Below are 25,829 nucleotides of genomic sequence, written 5' to 3'. Positions count from 1 at the left end.
GCGAGCTTGCTCGCGATGGTCGTTAACGAAAACGCCGCGTTCACTGGGGGAGCGCGGCGTGCTTGAGTGCTTCGCGAGCAAGCTCGCTCCTACGGTGTCTGGTGGTGCGATCAATCCGGGCGTCTGGTTAATTGTAGGAGCGAGCTTGCTCGCGATGCTCGTTAACGAAAAACGCCGCGTTCACTGGGGGAGCGCGGCGTGCTTGAGTGCTTCGCGAGCAAGCTCGCTCCTACAAGGGGCTGTTGATCAGCGGTTTGCTGCGCTCCACTTGGCTCGCGCTGCGTGCAGCTTCTTGTAGCTGTCGATCAGCCGCAGGTGGCGGTCCAGGCCTTCGAGCTGCAGGTTGGTCGGGGTCAGGCCGTAGAAGCGCACGCTGCCTTGCACTGAGCCGATCACCGCGTCCATCCGTTCGTTGCCGAACATGCGCCGCAAGTTGGCCTCGTAGTCGCCCAGCTCCAGCTCGTTGTCCAGCTCCACTTCCAGCACCGCGTTCAGGGCCTGGTAGAACAGCCCGCGCTCGACGGTGTTGTCGTTGTATTGCAGGAACATCTCCACCAGCTCCTTGGCCGGGTCGAACTGCCCCAGGGCCACGTGGATCAGCAGCTTCAGCTCCAGGATGGTCAACTGGCCCCAGGCGGTGTTGTCGTCGAACTCGATGCCGATCAGGGTGGTGATGTCGGTGTAGTCGTCCAGTTCGCTTTCTTCCAGGCGCTCCACCAGCGAGCGCAGGCCGTCTTCGTCCAGGCTGTGCAGGTTGAGGATGTCTTCACGGAAGAACAGCGCCTTGTTGGTGTTGTCCCAGATCAGGTCGTCCACCGGGTAGATTTCCGAGTAGTCCGGCACCAGGATGCGGCAGGCCGTGGCCCCCAGGTGTTCGTACACCGCCATGTAGACTTCCTTGCCCAGGCCCTCGAGGATGCCGAACAGGGTCGCGGCCTCCTCGGCGTTGGCCGCCGCTCTTTCACCGCTGCTGCCCTGGCTGGTGAAGTCCCACTCGACGAATTCGAAATCCGCCTTGGCACTGAAGAAACGCCACGACACCACGCCGCTGGAGTCGATGAAGTGCTCGACGAAGTTGTTCGGCTCCATCAGCGCCTGGCTTTCGAAGGTCGGCTGCGGCAGGTCGTTCAAGCCTTCGAAACTGCGGCCCTGGAGCAGTTCGGTGAGGCTGCGCTCCAGCGCCACCTCGAAGCTCGGGTGGGCGCCGAACGAGGCGAACACGCCGCCGGTGCGCGGGTTCATCAGGGTCACGCACATCACCGGGAACTCACCGCCCAGGGACGCATCCTTGACCAGCACCGGAAAGCCTTGTTCTTCCAGGCCCTGGATGCCGGCCAGAATGCTCGGGTACTTGGCCAGCACTTCCTGAGGCACATCCGGCAGGGCCATCTCGCCTTCGAGAATCTGGCGCTTGACCGCCCGCTCGAAGATCTCCGACAGGCACTGCACCTGGGCTTCGGCCAGGGTGTTGCCGGCGCTCATGCCGTTGCTCAGGTACAGGTTCTCGATCAGGTTGGAGGGGAAATACACCACCTCGCCGTCGGACTGGCGCACATAGGGCAGGCAGCAGATACCGCGCTCGATATTGCCCGAGTTGGTGTCGTACAGATGCGAGCCGCGCAGCTCGCCATCGGGGTTGTAGATGGCCAGGCAGTGCTCGTCGAGGATCTCCTTGGGCAGCTCATCCTTGCGCCCCGGCTGGAACCAGCGCTCGTCCGGGTAATGCACGAACTCGGCGTTGGCGATCTCTTCGCCCCAGAACTGATCGTTGTAGAAGAAGTTGCAGTTCAGGCGCTCGATGAACTCGCCCAGGGCCGAGGCCAGGGCGCTTTCCTTGGTGGCGCCCTTGCCGTTGGTGAAGCACATCGGCGACTGCGCATCACGGATATGCAGCGACCAGACGTTGGGCACGATATTGCGCCACGAAGCGATTTCGATCTTCATCCCCAGGCCCGCGAGGATCCCGGACATGTTGGCGATGGTCTGCTCCAGGGGCAGGTCCTTGCCGGCAATGTAGGTGCCTTCGCTGGAGCCCGATTGCGGCATCAACAGCGCCTGGGCATCGGCGTCTAGGTTTTCCACTTCCTCGATGATGAATTCGGGGCCGGTCTGCACCACCTTCTTCACCGTGCAACGGTCGATGGAACGCAGGATGCCCTGGCGGTCCTTGTCGCTGATGTCCGCCGGCAGCTCGACCTGGATCTTGAAGATCTGGTTGTAGCGGTTTTCCGGGTCGACAATGTTGTTTTGCGACAGGCGGATATTGTCGGTGGGGATATTGCGGGTCTGGCAGTACAGCTTCACGAAGTACGCCGCGCACAGCGCCGAAGAAGCCAGGAAATAATCGAACGGACCCGGCGCCGAACCATCGCCCTTGTAGCGGATAGGTTGGTCGGCCACCACCGTGAAGTCGTCGAACTTGGCTTCAAGTCGAAGGTTGTCGAGAAAGTTGACCTTGATTTCCATGGGGGGGCACCGGCATCACAAAGCAAAAAATGGCGGGCATTATCCGGGTTTTTGCGCGGGAAGTGTTGTGGTTTTCGGCGGACGGGTGGATCGCCAGGGCTGGCTGCCGGTCACAGACACCGGCACCCGGCCCCGGGCATCACTCAGGCATTCAGACTTTGAGGATGAAACGATTGGATATCCGTGAATAGCCCAGGGGCAACAACTCGGCTTCGTGCTCCTTGATCAGCTCATGCAGCGCGTTGGCGGTTTCGGCCACCGGCCTGGCTTGTTCCCTGGCCTGTTGCATGACCTGGCACGACCGCCTGAACAGGCTTTCATAGGCGGGCGAGTCCAGGGACAGGCAGCCAGGGAAGCGCACCGCCTCAAGCGCTGCATCGAACTGGCGGGCGTCGCCACTGTGTTCCAGGTCGTGCAGCAGCTTTTGCAGAAAGGCACTGCCCAGGTTGGAGCCGCTGAGCCAGACCCGATGCCACACGTTCCACAGGTGAAAGTCGCTGAAGGCTTCATAGGAGCAGGAGACCAACTGGTCATTGGTCGCCACCGCGTTCAGGCAATGGCGCTCGACTTCGATGAACTGCTCCCGTTGCCAGCGGTTGCTGCGGGCGGCGTCCAGCACCTTGGGGGCCAGCCTGAGGATGGACTCGAAGGTGGTGATCAACCCCCTGGAGAACAGCGGGTCGATAAACCCTGTGGCTTGCGGCAGCAGGCAGAAGCGATCCCCGACATTTTGCACGCTGCGGTAGTTGATCCGCGGCGCGTAGATCCACTCCCGGGCATTGACCGCATCCTTGAAGTGTTCGCCGATGGCCGGGTACTTTTTCAGCAGTTTGCGAAACTCGATCTCCGGAGCCTCGGTGGGACGGTACTTGGCGTTGTTGAACTGGAAGCCGATGCTGCACAACTGATTGGTGCCCTGCGGGTGGTTGTTGAAGGGGATGACCCACAACCAGCCCTCTTCGAAGATGTGGTGCAAGGTGCTCTTGAACAGTTCGATGGGGGAACGAGTGCGGGACAACGGAGCCAGGGCATCTTCGTAGCTCTTCACATTGAGCATGTGGGTGAAGAATGAGCAGGTGTCGGTCGCCAGCCCTTCGGTGGTGCGCAAGCCCAGTTGGCGGGAGAGCGGAGAGCCCTGGGCAGCAGCGTCAATGATGAACGCGGCCTTGACGGGGGCGGCGTTGGACAATGCCACCTCGACCCCGTCGTCGTTGAGGCTGATCGACTCGATCTTGATGTTCTGTCTGGATTCGGCGCCGTGTTTCAGGGCAATCATCAGGGCGAAATAGTCGATGTCCTGCCGGAAAAGATGGGCTTCCGGCACCTTCAGCGGCGGGGCCACAAGGTGGTCGGGGGACGACGGCGCGTTCTCTTGATGCCAGGCAAAACTGAAGCCCAGCTTGATCCCGCAGGCGCTCGAACCGACGTGCTGGATGATCTTGTCGGGGTGCGAGAGGTAGGCGATTTCAGGGATGTCGAAGCGCTTTGAGAGCAAACGCAGCAGAAAACCGCTTTCCGGTGTCGCCGCTTCGCCGACGGAGAATCGTGGGTGCTGGGCCGAGTCGAGGATCAGAACGTTCAGCCCGGACTTCGCGAGGACGGCGCCGGTCAGCGCGCCGGCGATACCACTACCGATGATAATGACGTCGTACTGATTCATGATGTCTGGCTCTTGTCTTGCAAGGTGGTCGCTCTGGAAAGCGCTGAATGCATTGCGGTATCGAAATGCAGGGTGGCCAGGGTCTGCGGTATTTCCTTTTCAAACGGCAAGTCCCAGTAAGGCGTGCTGCCGATCGAGCGTTTCAACTCATTGATGAACAGGCGGGTCTTGGCCGGGACAACGCTGCTGCGTGCCCTCAGTGCGTAGATCGCTCCCTGTTGCGGATCGGCCTCGCAATATTCGTCGAGCAGCGACACCAGTTGGCCGCTGGCGATCTGTTCATGCACCAGCCAGGTGGGCGCGTGGATGATTCCTATGCCCTGAAGGGCGCCGTCCACCAGCAACTCGGAACTGTTGACCGATAGCCGGCTGCTGGGCATGAGCTTCTTGAGCAGGCCATCGACCTTGAATTGCCAGGTCAGTGAGAAGTTGCTGCAGGTGCTGTGGATCAGGCAGGCATGTTGGTACAGGTCTTCAAGAGTTTGCGGACAGCCGTGTTGCCGGATGTATTCCGGGCTTGCGCAGAGCACGCGCCGCATATCCGCAAGTTTCGTTGGAATCAGATTACTGTCCGGCAATATGCCCAGCTTGATACAGATATCGACGTTATCGATGCTGGGGTCGAGAGCTTTGTCGTTAAGCGAGAATTCAATTTTCAAACCGGGATGATGGTTCAGTATTCTGCTCAATAAAGGCGCTACATGGCGCCGTCCAAAGGCCACGGGTGCTGAAACCTTGAGAACGCCTAGGGTCGATGCAGTGTGTTCTTTTACTTCTGATCTAGCATGCCCAATGCATCTCGAGATGTTCTTTGCATGTTCGAGAAAGAGCAGGCCTGTTTCGGTAAGTATCAAGCATTTTGTCGATCGATTGAATAGACAGGTTTCAAGTTCTTTTTCGAGGCTATTGATTCTGCGCATCACCGAAGAAGGTGGGATGCCAAGTAGTCTTCCTGTTTCGGAGAAACTACCCGTTTTAGTTACGGATATATAAAGGTCTATGTCATTGACAACGCCTAGCGCCTTCATTCCTAAATCCTTTTAGAATTTTTAGTGTCTTATTTTTGTAAAGGCAAATTACAAATAGATCATGACAGCCTCCTTAGTACGGCTAGGCTTTTTGTTTGTCAAGCAGTGCTGGGGCCATGATTAGTTGGCTTTGGGAAAATTGATTCATAACATTTCAGGCGCCACAGCTCTACCCGGCGCAGAGCGGAACACCGTCCAAGTGCAAGGCTTGGTTTGCACTATCTGGATACAAAAATAGTTCTAGTGGCTAATTGCGCAGAGCGCCAAAACTATGCTTGGGCGCTCGAAGATGACTTTCTGAAGGCCGTCATATAGGCCTGTGGAACATCGTTAAGTTGTGTTGGCTTCGATATTGTCGGGGCTGTTTTGCCTTTGCGGATATGCAAAGGCCTTTTGCAAAAACGGCTATTCACAAGTGCATTCTTATTGAGGATTGTAGACGGGTTTTCCCAACCCACGATTGTCGAATGCAGGAGCGTACGTCTATGGACGGAGAGGAAGTTAAAGAAAAGATTCGTCGCTACATCATGGAAGATTTGATCGGGCCAAGTGCAAAGGAAGATGAGCTTGATGACCAGACTCCACTACTGGAGTGGGGCATTCTCAATTCGATGAATATCGTCAAGCTCATGGTCTACATCAGGGATGAAATGGGTGTCTCGATTCCAAGTACCCATATCACCGGCAAATATTTTAAAGACCTGAATGCAATATCCAGGACTGTCGAGCAACTAAAGGCCGAGTGCGCCTAACAGGGAGTGGGCAATGAGCGATCATGATTATGATGTAGTGATTATCGGTGGCGGGCCGGCGGGTTCGACCATGGCCTCCTACCTGGCAAAAGCCGGTGTCAAATGCGCGGTGTTCGAAAAAGAACTGTTCGAGCGCGAGCATGTTGGCGAGTCGCTGGTACCGGCCACCACTCCGGTGCTGCTGGAAATCGGGGTGATGGAAAAGATCGAGAAAGCCAACTTCCCGAAGAAGTTCGGCGCTGCCTGGACCTCGGCAGATTCCGGCCCCGAAGACAAGATGGGCTTCCAGGGCCTGGACCACGATTTCCGTTCGGCGGAAATCCTCTTCAACGAGCGCAAGCAGGAAGGGGTCGATCGCGACTTCACGTTCCACGTCGACCGCGGCAAGTTCGACCGCATTCTTCTGGAGCACGCAGGTTCGCTGGGGGCCAAGGTCTTCCAGGGCGTGGAGATCGCTGACGTCGAGTTTCTCAGCCCGGGCAATGTCATTGTCAATGCCAAGCTGGGCAAGCGCAGCGTGGAGATCAAGGCCAAGATGGTGGTGGATGCCAGCGGTCGCAACGTGCTGCTGGGCCGCCGGCTGGGCTTGCGAGAAAAGGACCCGGTCTTCAACCAGTTCGCGATTCACTCCTGGTTCGACAACTTCGACCGCAAGTCGGCGACGCAAAGCCCGGACAAGGTCGACTACATCTTCATTCACTTCCTGCCGATGACCAATACCTGGGTCTGGCAGATCCCGATCACCGAAACCATTACCAGCGTGGGCGTGGTTACGCAGAAGCAGAACTACACCAACTCCGACCTCACCTATGAAGAGTTCTTCTGGGAAGCGGTGAAGACCCGGGAAAACCTGCATGACGCGCTGAAGGCATCGGAGCAGGTCCGCCCGTTCAAGAAAGAGGCGGACTACAGCTACGGCATGAAAGAAGTCTGTGGCGACAGCTTCGTGCTGATCGGCGATGCCGCACGGTTCGTCGACCCGATCTTCTCCAGCGGCGTCAGCGTTGCACTCAACAGTGCGCGCATCGCCAGCGGCGACATCATCGAGGCGGTGAAGAACAACGACTTTAGCAAGTCCAGTTTCACTCACTACGAAGGCATGATCAGGAATGGCATCAAGAACTGGTATGAGTTCATCACGCTCTATTACCGCCTGAACATCCTCTTCACCGCGTTCGTTCAAGACCCACGCTACCGCCTGGACATCCTGCAATTGCTGCAAGGGGACGTCTACAGCGGCAAGCGCCTGGAAGTGCTGGACAAGATGCGCGAAATCATCGCTGCGGTTGAAAGCGACCCGGAACACCTCTGGCACAAGTACCTGGGCGACATGCAGGTTCCTACCGCCAAACCCGCGTTCTAAACACTAAACACCCAGTCGAAGGAGATGACTGAATGGATGCTCGTGCGCCCATGGATTTTGAACCCATTGCAATCATCGGGAGTGGATGCCGCTTTGCCAAAGGTGCATCGACCCCCGAGGCATTCTGGGAGCTCCTTCGTGCTGGGACCGATTTTGTCGGACCGGTTCCCGCAGAGCGCTGGGACACAGCGGCGATCTACGATGAGAGCGCTGCTGAAACCGGTACGACCTACAGCAAGGTGGGGGCGTTCCTCGAGCACATCGACCGCTTCGATGCGCATTACTTTGGCATCTCGGCCTCTGAAGCCAAGGAAATGGACCCGCAGCAGCGCCTGCTGCTGGAGGTCGCCTGTGAAAGCGTGGCCCGTGCCGGCCTGACCCGCGAGCAGCTCAAAGGCAGCAGGACCGCGGTCTATGTCGGCATGCTGGGCATGGATTACCTGGCACTGCATTCCCGCGAGGCCGGCATCGAACAGATCAATCCCTACTATGCCGCCGGCAAGGAATTCAGCTTCGCCGCCGGGCGTATTGCCTACCACCTGGGTGTTCATGGGCCGGCAATGACCGTGACCACTGCATGCTCTTCTTCCCTGGTGGCCATGCACCTGGCCTGTCGCGCCTTGCAGGCAGGGGAGGCGGACATGGCCCTGGCCGGAGGGGTGAACCTGATGCTGGCGCCGGACCTGACGATCTACATGAGCCAGATCAGGGCGATCTCGCCCAGTGGCCGCTGCCGGGTATTCGATGCGGCGGCCGACGGGATCGTCCGGGGCGAGGGCTGCGGGGTCACGGTGCTCAAGCGCCTGGCAGATGCCCTGCGCGATGGCGACCCGATCCAGGCGGTGATCAGGGGCTCGGCGATCAACCAGGATGGCGCCAGTGCCGGCCAGACCGTGCCCAACGCCAATGCCCAGGCTGCGGTGATCAGCCAGGCCCTGAAAGTGGCCGGCTTGAGCGTGGACGACATCGACTATGTCGAGGCCCACGGCACCGGTACGCCCCTGGGCGATCCGATCGAACTCTCTTCGCTGGACAGTGCCTTCCAGGGGCGTGGGCGGCCGCTGTGGGTGGGCTCGGTCAAGGCCAACATGGGCCATCTGGATGCGGCCGCCGGAATGGCCAGCGTGATCAAGACCATGATGGTTCTCAAGCACGCCGAGGTGCCTGCGCAACTGCATCTCGCACAGTTGAACCCACTGGTGGACTGGAAGCGTTCCCGGCTGGCGGTGCCCACGGCGATCGAGTCGTTGCCCGACCGGCCGCGCCTGGCTGGAATCAGTGGTTTCGGGCTCAGTGGCACCAACGTCCACATGATTCTCGAAGATGCCAGCGCCTATCGGCAGGCACAGCCGCAGCAGGAACGATCGGCACAGGGCCGGCCCTGGGTCCTGCCGGTATCGGCCAGGTCCGCGCAGGCCGTGGTGGAGCAGGCCAGGGCCTATGCCGTTCATCTGCCGCAGCAGGACGATGGGCAATTGCAAGCCTTTGTCGCCAGCGCCATTCATCGTCGTGATCACTTTCCCTACCGGTCGGTCGTGGTGGGTGCGAACGCCGCGCAATTGAAGAGCCAGCTGGAGCAGTTGCCGGCCCCGACCTTGGCCTGCACGACGGACGAAGAGGATCGGCGCGGGCCCGTGCTGGTGTTTACCGGGCAGGGCGCCCAGTGGGTGGGAATGGGTCGCGACCTGCTTGAACGGGAGCCGGCCTTCCTGGCGATGATCCGGCGTTGCGACCAGGCGCTGGCCCAGTGGGCAAGCTGGTCGGTGGAGGCCGAGCTGCGCAGCGACGCCAGTGGGTCCCGCCTGCACCTGACCGAATTTGCCCAGCCCTGCATCTTTGCCATCCAGGTGGCGATCAGTGAATGCCTGCGCCAGTGGGGTGTGATCCCGGCGGCGGTGGTCGGCCACTCCATGGGGGAAGTGGCCGCGGCCTATTGCGCCGGAGCATTGGACCTGGAGTCGGCGGTGCGGGTCATCCACCATCGGGCCCAGGCCATGAAGGACACCCTGGGGCAGGGGCGGATGCTGGTGGTGGGCTTGCCCGCGCCGACGCTCCAGTCGCGTCTGGCGAACAACCCGCAACTGGAACTGTCGGTGGTCAACAGTCGAAACAGCTGTGTGGTGTCCGGCAGCCCGCAGGCTGTACAGGCTCTGGATCAGCAACTGCGTGACGAAGGCATCTTCACTTACCTGATGCCGGCGGAATATGCCTTCCACTCTTGCCAGATGGATGAGTGCCTGACGCAGATCCGCGCGGGGCTGGAGGATTTGCCGGTGGTTGCCGCGCACACGCCCTGGATTTCCACCAGCGCGATGCCCGAGGAGCCGATCCTGGCAGATGCCGACTACTGGGCGAGGAATGCCCGTGGCATCGTGCGCTTCGATCGCGCCATCGAACAGTTGATCGAGCAGGGACACCGGCTGTTCGTCGAGATCGGCCCGCACACCGTGCTGGCGGCGTCGATCAACCAGGCCCTGGCCGACAAGGGAACCCAGGGGCTGGTGTGCGGCGCCTTGCACAAGCAGGGCGACGCCGCCCTGGAGCTGGCCAGTATTGTTGCCCGCCTGTACGAGTGGGGCGCAGGTCCCGACTGGCAAGCCTTCCAACCCAGGGAGGCGGCGCTGGAGCTGCCGGCCTATCCCTGGCAGCAGGAGCGTTTCTGGTTTGCCCCGGCGCCGCGGCCGCAGCCGGCAGGGCTCGTGTCCCAGCTGCGGGCGCAGGTACTGGTGTATGACGCCCAGGGCAATCTCTGCGCCCAGGCCAACGATGTGGCGCTGAGCGTGCCGCAGCTGGCACAGGCCGCTGTGCCGGCACCGGCCAAGGTGCCCGCAGCGGCGCAGCCGGTGGGGGATGTGCGGGCGCAGATTGGTGCACTGCTGACGCAGATCATCGGCGTGGCCTGTGCCGACCCGGACCCGGATCGAGGCTTCTTCGAACTGGGCCTGAGCTCGATTTCCCTGGTTGAATTCAAGCGCATGCTGGAGCGCCAGTTCGCCCTCAAACTGTCGGCGACCGTGGGCTTCGACTATCCCACCATCAACCGGCTGGGCCAGTACCTGGAAGGGCTGCTGTCCCGGGAGCCGGCCAGCACCCCGGTAACGGTCGATGCCGGGGCGACCGACGCCGCGGGGAGCGTCGCCGTGGTGGCCATGGCGTGCCGGTTTCCCCAGGCCGACAGCCCCGAGGCACTCTGGAAGCTGATGCTGGAACAGACGGACACCGTGGGGCCGGTACCGCCGTCCCGGCTCGCCGGCGCCAAACCGGAGGAAACCTTCCCGCGGTTTGCCAGCCTTATCCAGCGCCCCGAAGGGTTCGACGAAGCGTTCTTCCGCATTTCCCCCAAGGAAGCCCGGAGCATGGACCCCCAGCAACGGCTGTTGCTGATGGTGGCCTGGGAGGCTCTGGAACGGGCCGGTATCCCTCAGGAGAAGCTGCTGGAACAGAGGGTCGGGGTGTTTGTCGGGGCCAACTCCCACGACTACGAAACCCGGGTCCTGGGTAGCGCGCAAGGCGTGGATGCCCACTACGGCACTGGCAGTTCGTTTTCGGCGATCTGCGGGCGCCTCTCGCATTTTCTCGGCGTGCGTGGGCCGAGCCTGACGGTGGACACCGCATGCTCGTCATCGCTCACGGCCATCCATCTGGCGTGCAACAGCTTGCGTGCCGCGGAGTGCGACATCGCGATTGTGGGTGGGGTGAATGTCATCGCCTCGGCGTCGATCTTTCAATCCATGGGGCAGGCCGGCGCATTGGCCCCGGACGGCATCAGCAAGGCCTTCGACGACAGTGCCGACGGTTACGGTCGAGGGGAGGGCTGCGGCGTGGTCATTCTCAAGCGCCAGGCCCAGGCCGAGCGGGAGCGTGACCCGATTGTCGCGACGATTCTCGGTTCGGCGGTCAATCACGACGGTGCCTGTGCCGGGCTGACAGTGCCCAATGGTCCGGCGCAAGAGGCGCTGATCAGCGAAGCACTGGCCAACGCCGGCGTGCATCCGGAGCAAGTCAGCTACGTCGAGGCCCATGGCACCGGCACGGTGCTGGGTGACCCCATCGAGCTCAACGCCCTGCACAACGCCTATCGCCAGGCCAGCCCCGACAGTCCGCCGCTGACGGTGGCCTCGGTCAAGGCCAATATCGGGCACCTCGAGGCGGCAGCGGGCATCGCTTCGCTGATCAAGGCCTGCCTGGTGGTGGAGCACGGCCGGATTGCCCCGCAAGCCCATCTGCAGCGGGCCAACACCCGTGTCGACTGGGCGGCCATGAACCTCAAGCTGGCGCATCAGGCCATGGACTGGCCGGGCCGGCCGGAGTCGCGGGTGGCCGGGGTGAGTGCCTTTGGTTTCACCGGGACCAACGTGCATGTGCTGCTCAAGGGCTATACGGCGCCCGCGACAGCGCCTTTGCCACCCGCCACAGCACCAGTGGCCTTGTGCCTGTCCGCGGCCACCCCGGCGGCATTGGCGGAGCTGGCCCAGCGCTATGTGTCCTTCCTGGGCGCTACCGAGCACTGCCCACAGACCATCTGCTACAACGCGCTGATGCGGCGCACGGCGTTCAAGGAACGCCTGGTCGTCCACGGCCAGGATTGCCGCGAGCTGGCTCAGGCACTACAGGCCTGGCTGGCCGGCAGCCCCATCGCCAATGACCGCAAACCCGCGGCCGGCGAACCCTGGGCAACCCTGGCCGAGGCCTTTGGCCGCGGCGCCCAGTCGCCGGGCCCCGAGCGCTTGCCGGACGGCTGTCAGGCCATCGGGTTGCCCACCTATCCCTGGCAGCTCAACGACTACTGGATCGATGCTGGCCAGCCGGCTACGGCGGTGCAGCCCGCCCGGGCAGCCTCGGGCCATCCTTGCCTGCAGAGGCTGGTACGGCCGGCCGGGCAGCTCTGGTACTGGTCGGGGGCTCTCGCTCCCCAGGCCGGGCATTACGACCCGCTGGGCGAGCAGGGGTACAGGGTCAAGACTCACCTGTTGCTGGATGCCGTGCTCCAGGCGGTGCGGGAAACACCGCGGGGCGTGCAGCAGATCCGCGACTTGCAGATTGCCCAGCTGCGCCTGCGCGGCGAACAGCACCTCACTTCGCACCTGAGCATCCACCTCACCCAGGCGCCTGACGCCTGCTTCGAACTGGCCTTGCAAGGGGCCGGCGACGAGCGCCGCCAGGTCTGCATGAGCGGAACCCTGGTTGACTGTGCAGCGCAGTTGCAGGAGGAAACCCTGTGCGGGGTGTCGATGCTCGATGAGCCTTCACCGCCGGCGCCGGACGTTGGCCTGTGCCCATGGTCCGGGTGTGCGGCCACGGGCGGGCAGCGGGCCTTGTACCGTTTTGCCCACTCCCTGACGGCGGCCGAGCGCCAGACCCAGTTGCTGGCCAGTGTGGTCGAGCTGTTTGAAGGCGCCCACGCCGCCGCGCTGGTCGGGTTCTCCGGGCTCCAGGTATGGGCAGACCTGCCGGCGCAGGTATGGATTGTGCTGGCCGGCCATGACGCCGACAAACCCGACAGCCTGCAGGTAGTGGATGCCCGGGGTTGCCAGCTGGCGCTGTTCGAAGGTCCGCAGTTTGGCCATCCTGGTTCGTGGTACTTGCCCGACCTCCAGACTGCACCCCTCGACCTGCCGATGATCGCTCGCCAATGGCAGGACTATCCGATGCCGGGCGAGGGCGCTCGGCAACGCGAGGGCTACTGGATGGTGCTGGCCTGGAGCACTGCCGAGGTCCAGCCACTGGCTGCGGCGTTTGCGGCTGAACAGCGTCCGGTCGAAGTCATCGAGCTGCGCGCCGGGCAACAACCTCTGGCCCGCAAGCTGTCCTCGGCGTTGCGCGGGGCAGTGGCCGATCCGTCCTGCCTGGGGGTGATCGTTGCCGGCGTTGAGGCTCAGGAGGCCGACGGCCTCGGTATATCCCTGGTGGCCTCTGCGGCGCTGGTACAGGCCTTCGCCGGTGCGATTGCCAGCGTCGGAACACCGGCAAAGCCGGTCTGGTTCGCCCTTCATGCCAGTGATGCTGCGTCGCCGGCCATGGCCGCTGTCCAGGCCACCTGGCAGGGCGCCGCGCATATCTTCGCCCTGGAGCATCCTGCCTGGTGGGGCGGTCTGGTGACTTTGCAGGGCAGCGACAGAAGAAGCTACGCCAGCCTCTGCCGGCTGTTGCACGGCCAACCTGGCCATGATCACTTTGCGATCAGCGGCGCCCGGGTCGAGGTGCAATACCTGGTGGAGGATCAAGCCGACCCGCTACAGCGTCTGGAGCCGCCGGCGCTGAACGGAACCGTTGTGCTGCATGCCGTCCCGGGATCTGACCTGGAGACTGTGCTGACGGCGCTCGGGCAGCGGGGTGTGCAGCGTGTGCTGCTGCTCTGCGAGGCCCCCGGGCAACTGCACATGCCTGAGCGGATGCCCGAAGCGATGGCGATCAGCAGCCTCTCGGACCTGAGCCGGGAAAACCTGGCTGACACCTTCGCGACGCTGCGAGCGCAAGACCGCATCGCCGGCTTTATCCACCTCGATCTTGACTGGCGCACGGTTGCGCTCAAGGAGCCAGAGTTTGTCGTGCGAATGCAGGAAGGCGTTCGGCCGCTTGAGGTCTTGCAGCAGGTTCACCAGCTGATCGATGACCCTGAAGCGTTCTTCCTGATCCTGGGCAGCGTGTCTTCCCTGCTTGGCGGGGCCGGCTTCGCCCGCTCGGCGATTGCCGATGCATATGCCTTGTGGGTGCATGCACAGCGCCGGCGCCAGGGGTTGAACTGCCAGCTGCTGCACCTGACGCAGAGCGAACAGGAGCTTGAGCAGGACGCCGCAGCCCGCACGGCCATGCAAGGCAGCGGCCTGCAGCCTTTGCAGCGCTCGCAGATAGTGCAGGCCATAGCCCGCGTGCTGGGTGGCCAGGGCCAGTGCGGGCTGCTCAATGTCGACTGGCAACAACTCAAAGGGCTGTACCTGAGCGTGCTGCCCTGGCCCTTGCTCGAACACCTGGGTGCAGCGGATAGCGCAGCGGATCAGCGTCTGGCCGAGCTGATTGGCCTGCCACCGCTGCAGCAGCGCCGGGCCATGCAGGCGCTGGTCTGCGAGGTAGTGGGGCAGGTGTTCGGCGTTGCCGATGGCCTGGAGCTCGATGTCAGGAAGGGCTTCTTCGACATGGGCATGTCCTCGGTCATGTCGCTGGACCTGCGCTCACGGCTGGGCCGGGCGTTGAGCATCGACCTGCCTTCGACCTTCGGCTTCGAATACACCTCCATCGAACAGGTCACGGACTACCTCATGGGCCAGCTCCTGGCGCCTGAAACCCGGGAGCCGGTGGCGGCGCCCGAACCTGTGTCGCCAGCGTCGCGGCATCAGGACCTGCATGAACTGTCACGGGCCGAGCTGATTGGTGCTCTCGAAGACGAGCTGCGCGATATCGCCAATTACTAGCCCTGGGGCTGGATGACAACTGCCAGAGAATCACTGATCGAGGCCTTTATGGATAACGATGTCCGCGATGTAAGCAAGGAACAGCTGCAAGAGAGTCTTGCTCAGGCAATCACCACCATCCGTGCGCTCAAGGAAAAGGTGGCCGGCAAGAGCTCGGCGCCTGTCGAGCCGATCGCCGTAGTGGGCCTGGGGTGCCGGCTGCCGGGCAGTGCCGACACACCGAAGCGGCTGTGGAGCCTGCTGAAAAACGCCACCGATGCGGTGGGCGACATGCCCAGCGACCGTCTGTACGGCACCGACTATTACCATCCTGATCCCCAGGCACCCGGCAAGGCCTACGTCATGCGCGGTGGCTTCATCGAGGGGGTGGATCAGTTCGACCCGGGCTTCTTCGGCATTTCGCCCAAGGAAGCCGAAGGCATGGACCCCCAGCAGCGCCTGGCCCTGGAGGTTGCCTGGGAGGCCCTGGAGAACGCCGCGATCGCCCCCGACAGCCTGCATGGCAAGAAGCTCGGCGTGTTCATGGGGGTCAGTACCAATGATTACGTGCGCCTGCGCCAGCAGTTGGGCGCGGTCGAGGACGTCAACGCCTACCAGTTCTATGGCGAAACCAGCTTCGTGGCCGGGCGCATTGCCTACACCCTGGGCTCCAGGGGCCCGGCGGTGGTGCTCGACACCTCCTGCTCCTCATCCCTGGTGGCCCTGCACCAGGCCTGCAACAGCCTGCGCAGCCGCGAGAGCGAGCTGGCGCTGGCCGGTGGGGTCAACCTGATCCTGTCGCCCTACGGTTTCATCCTGGTCAGCAAGCTGCGGGCCGTGGCCCCCGATGGCCGCTGCAAGACCTTCGACGCGGCGGCCGATGGCTACGGGCGCGCCGAAGGCTGCGTGATCCTTGCGCTCAAGCGGCTGAGCGATGCGGTACGCGACCAGGACCCGGTGCTGGCCGTGATCGAGGGTAGTGCGGTCAACAACGACGGCGCCAGCAGCGGCATCACCGTGCCCAACATCCACGCCCAGGAAGAGGTGATCAGGCTGGCGCTCGGCCAGGCCGGGCTCCAGGGCAGCGAGGTCGACTATGTCGAGGCCCATGGCACCGGCACCGCGCTGGGCGACCCGATCGAACTGCACGCCCTGCATGCGGTACTGGGCAAGCAGCGGCCCGTCGATGCACCGCTGCTGGTGGGCTCGATCAAGGCCAACATGGGGCATCTCGAACCGGTCGCGGGGGTGACCGGGCTGGCCAAGGTCCTGCTGTGCCTGCAACAAGAGGCCCTGGTGCCCCAGGTGCACTTCAACACGCCCAACCCGCGGATCGAATGGGATCGCCTGGCCCTGAAGGTGGTCACCGAATCCACGCCCTGGCCACGCCAGGGCAAGGCGCGGCACGCCGGTGTCAGTTCGTTTGGTGTCACCGGCACCAACGCCCATGTGCTAGTGGGCGACGCGCCGCTGCGCGAACGTGCCCAGGGGCGCGACAACCCCTGGCAGCTGATCACTCTGTCGGCCAAGGGCGAGACGCCCCGGCGCCAGATTGCCGGACGCTATGAACGTTTTATCGCCGACAACAGCCAGCTCGAACTCAAGGACCTGTGCTACACGGCGAACGTCGGGCGGGCACACTTTGGCCATCGTTTCGCGGCCGTGGCCGATAGCCGTGAGGGGCTGCGCGAGCAACTGGCAGCCTATGCGTCACGCAAGGTGGTGGGGCATGTATTCGAAGGGCGCTGCCAGGGAGCGGCGGCGCCGCTGGTGATGCTCTTTCCGGGGCAGGGCTGCCAGTACCGGGCAATGGCCCAGGCACTGTATGACAGCGAACCATTCTTCAAGACGCAGATCGATGAATGCCGCGCCCTGTTGCAGCCGCTGATGAACGTGGACCTGCTGACCCTGGTGCTGGACGCGGGTGCGGCCAGTGACAGCTACCTGCAACAGACCCGCTATGCCCAGCCGGCGATATTCGCGGTCGAATATGCCCTGGCGCGGTTGTGGATGCATTGGGGGGTCGCTGCCGATGCGCTGTTCGGACACAGTTTCGGCGAGATCGGTGCAATCTGTGTGGCCGGGGCGGTATCCCTGGCTGACGCGCTGCGTATGGTGGAGGCGCGTGGGCGCCTGGCCCAGCAACTGATGACGGCCGGCGGCGCGATGTACGCACTGGGCATGAGCGAGGCGCAACTGCTGGAGCTGCTCAAGGACCGGCCCGGCAGCGCGATCGAACTGGCGGCGGTCAACAGCCCGCAGGACGTGGTGGTGGCCGGGCCGCAAGCCGAGGTCCAGGCGCTGGCCGAAGCGGCGCTCGCCAGCGGTTGCAAGGTCAAGAAGCTTGCGGTTTCCCATGCCTTCCATACCGCAGCCACCGAGCCGATGCTTGAAGCGTTCCGCCAGACGGTGGCGCAGATCACCTTCAGCGAGCCGCGCTTGCCGGTCATCAGCAGTGTCACTGGCCGGGTGCATACGCTCTCCAGCCTGAGCTCGCCCGATTACTGGTGTACGCACACCCGCCAGGCCGTGAGGTTCAGCGAAGGGGTCAACACCCTGATCGCAGAGCTGGGGGTGAAAACCTTCCTTGAAGTGGCCTCCGATGCTGTGTTGACGCCGCTGATCGGCCGTCACCCCCTGGCGGACGACAGCCTGGTCCTGGCCAGCCTGCGCCGGGCCGGCGATCCGTCCAGGGACCTGCGCCTGGCCGCCGCGCAGCTCTACGTGGGCGGCCATAACCTCGACTGGGCCCGGCTGCACGAGCATGACGGGGCCTTGCGCCAGGCCTTGCCCGGGTATGCGTTTCAGCGCCAGCGCTACTGGTTCGACAACGCCAGCGGCTCGCCCCTGCAACAGGTCGCTGCGGGAGCGGTCGGCCGGCTGCTGGGGCACTCGGTCAATGCACCCACTCCGGCATTCGAGTCGACGCTCGATAGCGCGCTCCTGCAGGCCGTGGGCGGCGAGATCCGCGATGACCTGGCGCTGCTGCGTCCTGACCGGTTGCTGGCAGCCCTGAGCGATGAGCTGGCCGGCCACTTGCAGCTGGACACCTATGGGATGAGCCTCGCCAGCATCACCCCGGCCCTGGCGTTCCATGTCGATGACCAGTTGCATCTGTTCACCGAACTCAAGCCGCTCTCCGGCGCGGCCTGGGAGGTCAACTGCTCGGCCCTGAGCGCAGCGGCCAAGGTTGCCGGTGCCGATTGGCAGCCGGTCCTGTCGCTGACCCTGGAAGGCCTGCCGGCGGCTGTCCGGGGCGGCCTGCCGGACCCGGGCCATGCCGCCGCCCAGGACGCAGGCTTTGTCTACCACATGCAGTTGCCGGCAGAACCCGATCCGCATGGCAATCGCCTTGGGCAGGTCCTCGAGTACCTGGGGCAGGCGGTGCCGGGCGATGTGCCGGGCTCGATAAGCGGCATCCACCGCTGGGTCGCCAGCCGGTCCGCTTCGCCCCGGGCAAAAAGCCTGGTGATTGCCACGAGCCAGGCACATCCGCAGCAGTTCGACTGCGCCTTGTACGATGCGCACGGCCAGTGTGTAGGCAGCCTGGAAGGGCTGACCCTGGCTGCCGCCCCGAGTGAGGAGGCGCTGCGTGGCATGCTTTACCAGCCCGACGTGCTCTACAGCCTGGATTGGCTCGAACGCCCTCGCCAGCGCGCCGAAGTGCCGCAGCAGGGCCGCTTGTTCACCCTGGTCAGCCGCTCGCCGGAGACCGCCGCTCCTCTGGTCGAACACCTGCAGCGTGGCGGGCATCGTGCCCGGGTCCTGTGCCCGCAGCAGTTGCTCGATAGCGCGCGGAGGGTGCTGGCCCAGGACCCGAGCCAGGCATTGACCGATGAAGGCGAGGCCTTGGCCGCCGATATCATCGTGCTCGATGGCAAAGACATCGAGGATGCCGGCTCGACCACGCTGCAGAGCCTGTCGAGCCTGCAGGCGACACTGTTCCACCCGTTGCTGGAGATGGTCCAGGCGCTCATCGAACTGGGCCCGCGCGGTGGCCGGTTGTGGCTGGTGACCCAAGGGGCAAACCCTGTTGGCCTGGATCGCGACCAGCCCCTGCAAGTGGCGACCGGGCCGTTGTGGGGGCTGGGCAAGACGCTCGCCCTGGAGCACCCCGAACACTGGCGCGGGCTGATCGACCTGGCCCCCGACGATCCTCACTGGGCAAGGGCGCTGGCCGAAGAAGTCAGCGACCCCGATGGCGAGGACAAGATCTGCCTGCGCCCGGGCAAGCGTTATGTCCAGCGCCTGAACCATTTCAGCGCTGCGCATTTGCCAGCACAGGCCTATGCACCTTGCCCGCAGGGCAGTTACCTGATTACCGGCGGCATGGGTGGAATTGGCCTGGCCATGGCCCAGTGGCTTCTGGATAAAGGCGCGGGCGCTGTGCTGATCACCGGCCGGCGGCCACTGGAGGATGTCGCCACGGGCCTGGAGCGCTTCGGCGCTGCGGCATCGCGGGTGAGTTACGTCCAGGCCGACATCACCTCGCCCCAGGACATGCAGCGGCTGTTCTGCGGTCTGGAGGCGTCGGGCGCGAGCCTGAAGGGCATCTTCCATGCCGCCGGGATTTCAATTCCGCAGGATCTCAAGGACGTCGACCGTGACAGTTTCGACCAGGTGATGCGGCCCAAGGTCGAGGGCACCTGGTTGTTGCACGAACTGTCCCTGGGGCTGGACCTGGACTTCTTTGTCCTGTGTTCGAGCATCGCCAGTGTCTGGGGTTCGCAGCATGTCGCCAGCTACGCAGCCGCCAATCAGTTCCTCGACAGCCTGGCGTGGCAGCGTCGGGCCATGGGCCTGAGTGCCCTGGTGATCGACTGGGGGCTGTGGGCCGGCGGCAGTCACCTGTTCGACGAGCAGGTGCTGAATTTCCTCACCAGCGTTGGCTTGAAACAGATCGCCCCGGTACAGAACGTCGGCCTGCTGTCGCGGATTCTGGCCAGCGAGCTGCCCCAGATGGTGGTGTCAGGGGTGGACTGGAATCGCTTCAAGCCACTGCTCGAATCCCGCGGCCCGCAACCGCTGCTGCAGTACATCCGCAGCCAGGCTCCGACCGCCAGGGCCGGCGAAAGCAGCAACGTGGAGATCCTGCAGCAACTGGCGGGCGCCGACGAAGCCGCTGCCCTGGCATTGCTGGATGACTACGTGTGGGAGCAGTACGCGCAGTTGCTCGGGGTCAAGACCGAACAGGTGCGGGCCAAGCTCGAGGATGGCGGCAGCCTGATGGACTACGGCCTGGACTCGCTGCTGGTGATGGACATGGTCGCCCGCTGCCGGCGCGATCTGAAGCTGGAGATCAAGGCCCGCGAGTTTCTTGAGTGTCCGGGCCTGATGTGGCCGGACTTCCTGGCCCGTTCGATAAAGGAACAGGGCTGCGTGGCCGAGGCCTGACAGGCCGCGGGCAGTGCAACCCAGACCCATGATCTGTGATTGAGGTGGTTATGAACGATGTGCAGTCTGGCAAGGCGCCAGAGCATTACGACATTCTCTTGGCGGGCAACAGCATCAGCGTGATCATGCTCGCCGCCTGCCTGGCCCGGAACAAGGTCCGGGTCGGTTTGTTGCGCAACCGGCAGATGCCCCCCGACCTTACCGGTGAGGCGACGATTCCCTATACCTCGATGATTTTCGAGCTGATTGCCGACCGCTATGGCGTGCCGGAAATAAAGAATATCGCCCGCACCCGGGATATCCAGCAGAAGGTGATGCCGTCTTCCGGGGTCAAGAAGAACCTCGGGTTCATCTATCACCAGCGCAGCCGGGCGGTGGACCTGGGCCAGGCGCTGCAATTCAACGTGCCCTCCGAGCATGGCGAGAATCATCTGTTCAGGCCCGATATCGATGCCTATCTGCTGGCGGCGGCCATCGGTTATGGCGCGCAGCTGGTGGAGATCGACAACAGCCCAGAGGTGCTGGTCGAGGACAGCGGGGTCAAGGTAGCTACGGCACTGGGGCGCTGGGTCACTGCCGATTTCATGGTTGATGGCAGCCAGGGCGGCCAGGTGCTGGCGCGGCAGGCGGGCCTGGTCAGCCAGGCTTCGACGCAGAAGACCCGGACCCTGGAATTCTCCACTCATATGCTCGGGGTGGTGCCGTTCGATGAGTGCGTGCAGGGCGACTTTCCCGGCCAGTGGCATGGCGGCACTCTGCATCACGTGTTCGACGGGGGCTGGGTGGGGGTCATCCCGTTCAACAACCATCAGCACTCGCGCAACCCTTTGGTCAGCGTGCTGGTTTCACTGCGTGAGGACCTCTGCCCGAGCATGGACGGCGACCAGGTCCTGGCCGGCCTGATCGAGCTGTACCCCGGCCTGGGGCGGCACCTGTCCGGCGCCCGGCGGGTGCGCGAGTGGGTGCTGCGCCAGCCGCCCCGGCAGGTCTATCGCACGGCGCTCGAACGCCGCTGCCTGATGTTCGACGAGGGTGCCGCGAGCAACGATCTGTTGTTCTCGCGCAAGCTGTCCAATGCTGCGGAACTGGTTCTGGCCCTGGCGCACCGGCTGATCAAGGCGGCGCACAGCGGTGACTACCGCAGCCCGGCCCTGAATGATTTTGTCCTGACCCAGGACAGCATCATCAGCTTGAGTGACCGGATCGCCTCAGCGGCCTATGTGTCGTTTCGCGACCCCGAGTTGTGGAATGCCTTCGCCCGTGTCTGGCTGCTGCAGTCGATTGCCGCCACCATCACCGCGCGCAAGATCAACGATGCCTTTGCCAAGGACCTGGACCCGCGGGTGTTCGATGAAATCGACCAGCTCGCAGAGGACGGTTTCTGGATGCCTCTGTATCAGGGGTACAAGGATATTCTCAACACTACGCTGGGCCTTTGTGATGACGTCAAAAGCGCCAAGGTCTCTGCTGCGCACGCGGCGAGCAGCATCTTTGCGGAGCTTGCCAACGCCAGTTTTGTTCCGCCTATTTTTGATTTTGCTAATCCTCACGCTCGTGTCTATCAACTGACCACCTTGAGAAAGCTCAAGGCGCTCTGGTGGGGCCTGATGCAAGTGCCCTCAGAGGTCGGACGGCTGATTTTCTATCGATCCTTCAGAAAACCTTCCCTGCGCAAGGAGAGTTGAAATGGACTTCAACTACGACGATACCCAGAAAAAACATGCGGCCATGATCGCCCAGGTGTGTGCCGAGCAACTGGCGACCTGTGGCAATGAACACTCGCGGTATTTCACCGCCCGGCAATGGGCGATCTGCGGCGAGGCCGGATTGCTGGGGCTGTCGATTCCCCGGGAACACGGTGGCCAGGGCCTGGGTGCACTGTCGACGGCCATTGCCATGCACGCCTTTGGCCTGGGTTGCACAGACATGGGCCTGGTGTTCGCGGCGGCGGCCCACCAGTTTGCCTGTGCGATGCCGATCGTCGAGTTCGCAACAGCGGAAACCAAACGCGATGTGTTGCCCAAACTCGCCAGCGGTGAATTCATCGGCTCCAACGCGATCACCGAACCGGAGGCCGGCTCCGACTCCAGCAATTTGAAGAGCCGTGCCTGGCCCCAGGCTGATGGCAGTTATCGCCTTGACGGCCACAAGAGCTTTGCCGGCAATGCGCCGATTGCCGACATCTTCGTGACCTATGCCACCACCCAGCCCGAGTACGGTGCCCTGGGGGTCAGCGGTTTTATCGTCCCCCGCAGCAGTGCGGGGCTCAGGGTCAGTGAGCCCCTGGACAAGGTATGCCTGAGAAGCTGCCCCGCGGGTGAAGTGTTCTTTGACGATTGCAGGGTTCCTGAGGTCAACCGCCTGGGTGAGGAGGGGCAGGGCCGGCAGGTGTTCCAGAGCTCCATGGGCTGGGAGCGTGCCTGCCTGTTCGCAGCGTTCCTGGGGATGATGGAACGGCAACTGGAACAGACCATCGAGCATGCGCGCACCCGGCGCCAGTTTGGCAAGCCGATTGGCGACAACCAGGCGGTTTCGCACCGTATCGCGCAAATGAAGCTGCGCCTGGAGTCGGCGCGGTTGCTGCTGTTCCGGGCGTGCTGGGGCATGGACCAGGGCGATCCGGGGCAGCTCAACATTGCCCTGTCGAAACTGGCCATCAGTGAAGGGGCGCTGGCATCGAGCATCGATGCGGTGAGGATTTTCGGCGGCCGGGGCTGCCTGGAGTCTTTCGGGATCGAGGCGATGCTGCGCGATTCCATCGGCACTACGATCTTTTCCGGCACCAGCGACATGCAGCACGAGATCATTGCCCGGGAGCTGAAGCTATGAAGCTGCTCCATGAACGGATGATGCACAGCCTTGCCCGCTACCCGCGGCAGACGGCGGTGGTGGATGAGCAGGATGCCTTGAGCTACGAGGCGCTGGAGCTCAGGACCCGGGAATTCGTGGCAATGCTCTGTGCCCTGGGGGTCGGCCAGGGGCAGCGGATCCTGCTCTGGGCGCACAAGTCGGTGGACCTGGTGGCGGTCATGCAGGCGGCCCTGCGGCTGGGGGTGGTGTATGTGCCGGTGGACCCTCTGAGCCCGGTGTCGCGCCTGGAAAAGATCGCCGGGGATTCCCAGGCCGTGCTGGTCCTCTGCACCGCGGCACGCCAGGAAGAACTCGCCGGCTCCGCGCTTGCCCAGGTGCGCAGCGTGGTCCTGGACGACCCGGCCAGCGCCGGCTACTGGCGCAACATCGATACCGGCTCCAGCGTAGTGCCGACGTTGGCCATCCAGCCGGACGATCTGGCCTACATCCTCTACACCTCCGGGTCCACCGGCGTGCCCAAAGGGGTTGCGCTCAGCCACGGCAATGCCCTGGCCTTCGTCGACTGGGCGTGCGAGCGCTATTGCTTCCAGCCTGGCGAGCGTTTCGCCAACCATGCCCCCCTGCATTTCGACCTGTCGGTCCTGGACATCTACTGCGCGCTCAATGTGGGCGCGACGGTGTGCCTGGTTCCCGAGTCGATCGCGTTCTCGCCGCGGCTGCTGACCGACTTCATCCGCCAGCACGAAATCAGCATCTGGTACTCGGTGCCCTCGGTACTCATGATGATGATGCAAGACGGCGACTTGCTCAGCGATATCCAGGACACCCTGCGGGTACTGTTGTTCGCCGGCGAGCCTTTTCCGATCAAGCACCTGCGTGACCTGCGCGCGGCCTATGCCGATGTGCGTCTGGCCAATCTCTTCGGCCCCACGGAAACCAATGTGTGCACCGCATTCGAGGTCGGCGCCATCGATCCCGAGCGCGTGCTCCCGGTGCCCATCGGCACGGCCGCCTCCGGCAACCAGGTGTGGGCGCAAAAGCCTGATGGCAGCCGCTGTGCAGTGGGTGAAGAAGGTGAGCTGGTGGTGCAGGGGCCTACGGTCATGCTGGGCTATTTCGCCAAGCCGGCTCAGGAGGGGCCCTACAAGACCGGCGATATGGTCAGGCAGCGGCCTGACGGCAACTACGAATACCTGGGGCGTCGTGACGACATGCTCAAGGTGCGTGGCAACCGGATCGAGCGCGGGGAAGTCGAAGCCGCGCTACTGGCCCATCCCCAGGTCAGCGAGGCCGCCGTGCTGGTGGTCGGGGAGGGGATGAACGCGCAGTTGTGGGGCGTGCTGGTCGCTCACACCCGGGACGCTCTTTCGCTGATCGACCTCAAGCGCCACTGCGCCCAGCGCCTGCCTCGCTACATGATCATCGACAAGGTGCTGTGCCTGGACGCACTGCCACGCAACGCCAATGGCAAGGTCGATCGCTTCGCCCTGGCCAGGCAGGTGGAGGGCTGACCCATGGGAACTCCATCACGCGTGGCCAAGGACGCCTGGTTTCCCTATGCCAGCCGGCCTCGGGGCAAGATGCGCCTGTTCACCTTTCCCTATGCCGGGAGCGGGGCCTCGGTCTTTCATCGCTGGTTCCTGCCCCTGTACGACCAGGTCGACCTGTATGCCTTGCAGTTGCCGGGCCGCGAGGGTCGCAGCCAGGAGGCCTGCTACAGCGACATGCAGGCGGCGGCCAATGACGTGGCCGACTGCCTGGAGCAGTTTGGCGATGACATCCCCTGCTGTTTCTTCGGCCACAGCATGGGCGCCTTGCTGGCCTTTGCGGTCGCCGGTGTGCTGCAGGAGCGGCGGTTGCCGATGCCGCAGCAACTGATGCTCTCGGGCATGGTTGCGCCCCATGTGCGGCAACGGGTAGCACCGCTGCACCAGCTGCCGGCAGAGCAGGCCATCGCCGCGCTGCAGGCCATGGGGGGCGTGCCGGCGGTGGTGCTGGCCGAGGAGGACCTGATGCAGATGTACCTGCCCATCATTCAGGCCGACATACAGATGGTCTACTCCTACGCCGGTGCCCAGCCGCAGCCGCTGGACACCCGCATGATCTGCCTGAGCGGCGCCCAGGACCTGATTGCGCCGCCTGCGCAGATGCAGCAGTGGCGGCGCTACACCCTGGGCGGCTTCGAGCAGTTCGTGTTTGCCGGTGGCCATTTCTTTCTCGACGCCCAGGTCATGTCGCGGGTCAAAACAGTGCTGGGCAGCGCCCTGCACAATCAGCCTGGCAGTCTGGCGGTGTGAGCCGACTATTGGGCAATGGCCGCGAGGCCGGACCTGGCGAACAGCTTGAAGTGGGCTTTCAGGGCGTTGGCGTCGTGTTGCAGGACGGCTTGCAGCGGGCTGGGCTGCTGGCGATCTATCACCGCCAGCATCAGGCAGGGCGCGATGATGCTGATGGTGCAACGCGCCAGCGCCGGGTCACCGATCGGAAAGCCGGTGATCTCGCTGATGAGCGCTTCCAGCAGACGGAATTTGGGCATCACTTCTTCTTGCACAAGGCTGGTGAAATGGACAGTGGGCGCCAGTATTTCCCGTGCACAGACTTTGCTTTGCCAGCTCTGCTCATCGAGCACCCGGGTGACGATGGCATCGATGAAGCTATCGAGCTTGATCAGCGCCGGCTCTTCGCTTTGCGCCAACTGCGACAGGGCTTCGAAGCTCACCAGCTGCTTGTGTCCCTCGATCAGCACCGCCTTGTACAGGGCTTCCCGGCTACCGAAGTGGTAGTTGATGGCGGCGAGGTCGGCGCCGGCTTCTTCACAGATGAGCTTGCTCGCGGTGTTGGCATAGCCATGCTGGGCAAACAGGCGGGCAGCCACTTCGAGAATGCGGATTTTAGTGTGTTCGCCGTCGCTTCTGCTGGTTCTGCGTCGCGTGTTCATGATGTTCCTCGTGGTCTGAGCGGGGGGTT

General features: G+C 63.4%; 12 protein-coding genes. 8 read left to right on the top strand and 4 right to left on the bottom strand.

Translation table 11 applies throughout. The features are described 5' to 3' along the window. Positions 1-246: 246 nt before the first annotated feature. The 3 genes from AC1RCO_RS06880 to AC1RCO_RS06870 all read right to left on the bottom strand — a co-directional run bounded on the left by AC1RCO_RS06880 (position 247) and on the right by AC1RCO_RS06870 (position 5,154). A complete protein-coding gene (locus tag AC1RCO_RS06880; RefSeq protein WP_492617560.1) occupies positions 247-2,466 on the bottom strand; it encodes an OsmC domain/YcaO domain-containing protein in 2,220 nt (739 codons plus the stop codon). A 151-nt stretch (positions 2,467-2,617) separates the two neighbouring features. Next, positions 2,618-4,126, bottom strand: a complete 1,509-nt coding sequence (locus tag AC1RCO_RS06875; RefSeq protein ID WP_019094888.1) for an NAD(P)/FAD-dependent oxidoreductase — start codon at positions 4,124-4,126, stop codon at positions 2,618-2,620. Next, a complete protein-coding gene (locus tag AC1RCO_RS06870; protein ID WP_011061077.1) occupies positions 4,123-5,154 on the bottom strand; it encodes a LysR family transcriptional regulator in 1,032 nt (343 codons plus the stop codon). Before AC1RCO_RS06870 ends, AC1RCO_RS06875 begins: the two co-directional genes overlap by 4 nt. Positions 5,155-5,639: 485 nt before the next feature. Between AC1RCO_RS06870 and AC1RCO_RS06865 the strand changes: the two genes are divergently transcribed. The 8 genes from AC1RCO_RS06865 to AC1RCO_RS06830 are packed head-to-tail and all read left to right on the top strand — an operon-like array spanning position 5,640 to position 25,159. Further along, positions 5,640-5,906, top strand: a complete 267-nt coding sequence (locus AC1RCO_RS06865) for a phosphopantetheine-binding protein (protein ID WP_011061078.1) — start codon at positions 5,640-5,642, stop codon at positions 5,904-5,906. A 13-nt stretch (positions 5,907-5,919) separates the two neighbouring features. Then, on the top strand, positions 5,920-7,269 hold the full coding sequence (gene pltA, locus AC1RCO_RS06860; RefSeq protein WP_011061079.1) for a 1H-pyrrole-2-carbonyl-[peptidyl-carrier protein] chlorinase: 1,350 nt from the start codon (positions 5,920-5,922) through the stop codon (positions 7,267-7,269). 32 nt (positions 7,270-7,301) lie between these two features. Further along, positions 7,302-14,678, top strand: coding sequence for a type I polyketide synthase (locus tag AC1RCO_RS06855; RefSeq protein WP_492617559.1), 7,377 nt, complete (start codon positions 7,302-7,304; stop codon positions 14,676-14,678). Positions 14,679-14,726: 48 nt separating this feature from the next. Then, positions 14,727-20,051: a type I polyketide synthase gene (locus tag AC1RCO_RS06850; RefSeq protein ID WP_492617558.1), complete on the top strand. Its 5,325-nt coding sequence runs from the start codon at positions 14,727-14,729 to the stop codon at positions 20,049-20,051. Positions 20,052-20,101: 50 nt separating this feature from the next. Continuing rightward, entirely contained in the window at positions 20,102-21,736 is a 1,635-nt protein-coding gene (locus tag AC1RCO_RS06845; RefSeq protein WP_077934032.1) for an NAD(P)/FAD-dependent oxidoreductase, read from the top strand. Position 21,737: 1 nt separating this feature from the next. After that, positions 21,738-22,880 (top strand): L-prolyl-[peptidyl-carrier protein] dehydrogenase, encoded by a 1,143-nt coding sequence (gene pltE / locus AC1RCO_RS06840; RefSeq protein WP_492617557.1) that lies wholly within the window; start codon positions 21,738-21,740, stop codon positions 22,878-22,880. Beyond that, on the top strand, positions 22,877-24,373 hold the full coding sequence (pltF, locus tag AC1RCO_RS06835) for an L-proline--[L-prolyl-carrier protein] ligase (protein ID WP_210671664.1): 1,497 nt from the start codon (positions 22,877-22,879) through the stop codon (positions 24,371-24,373). Before pltE ends, pltF begins: the two co-directional genes overlap by 4 nt. A 3-nt stretch (positions 24,374-24,376) precedes the next feature. Continuing rightward, on the top strand, positions 24,377-25,159 hold the full coding sequence (locus AC1RCO_RS06830; protein ID WP_011061085.1) for a thioesterase II family protein: 783 nt from the start codon (positions 24,377-24,379) through the stop codon (positions 25,157-25,159). Positions 25,160-25,164: 5 nt separating this feature from the next. Here AC1RCO_RS06830 and AC1RCO_RS06825 read toward each other — a convergent pair whose 3' ends face one another. Further along, on the bottom strand, positions 25,165-25,800 hold the full coding sequence (locus AC1RCO_RS06825) for a TetR/AcrR family transcriptional regulator (protein WP_026020031.1): 636 nt from the start codon (positions 25,798-25,800) through the stop codon (positions 25,165-25,167). Between the last annotated feature and the right edge of the window lie 29 nt (positions 25,801-25,829).

It is taken from the genome of Pseudomonas sp. GW823-FHT03E05, assembly GCF_058796855.1.
Note: the sequence above shows the minus strand (reverse complement) of the source record. Positions and strands in the feature narration are given on the sequence as shown.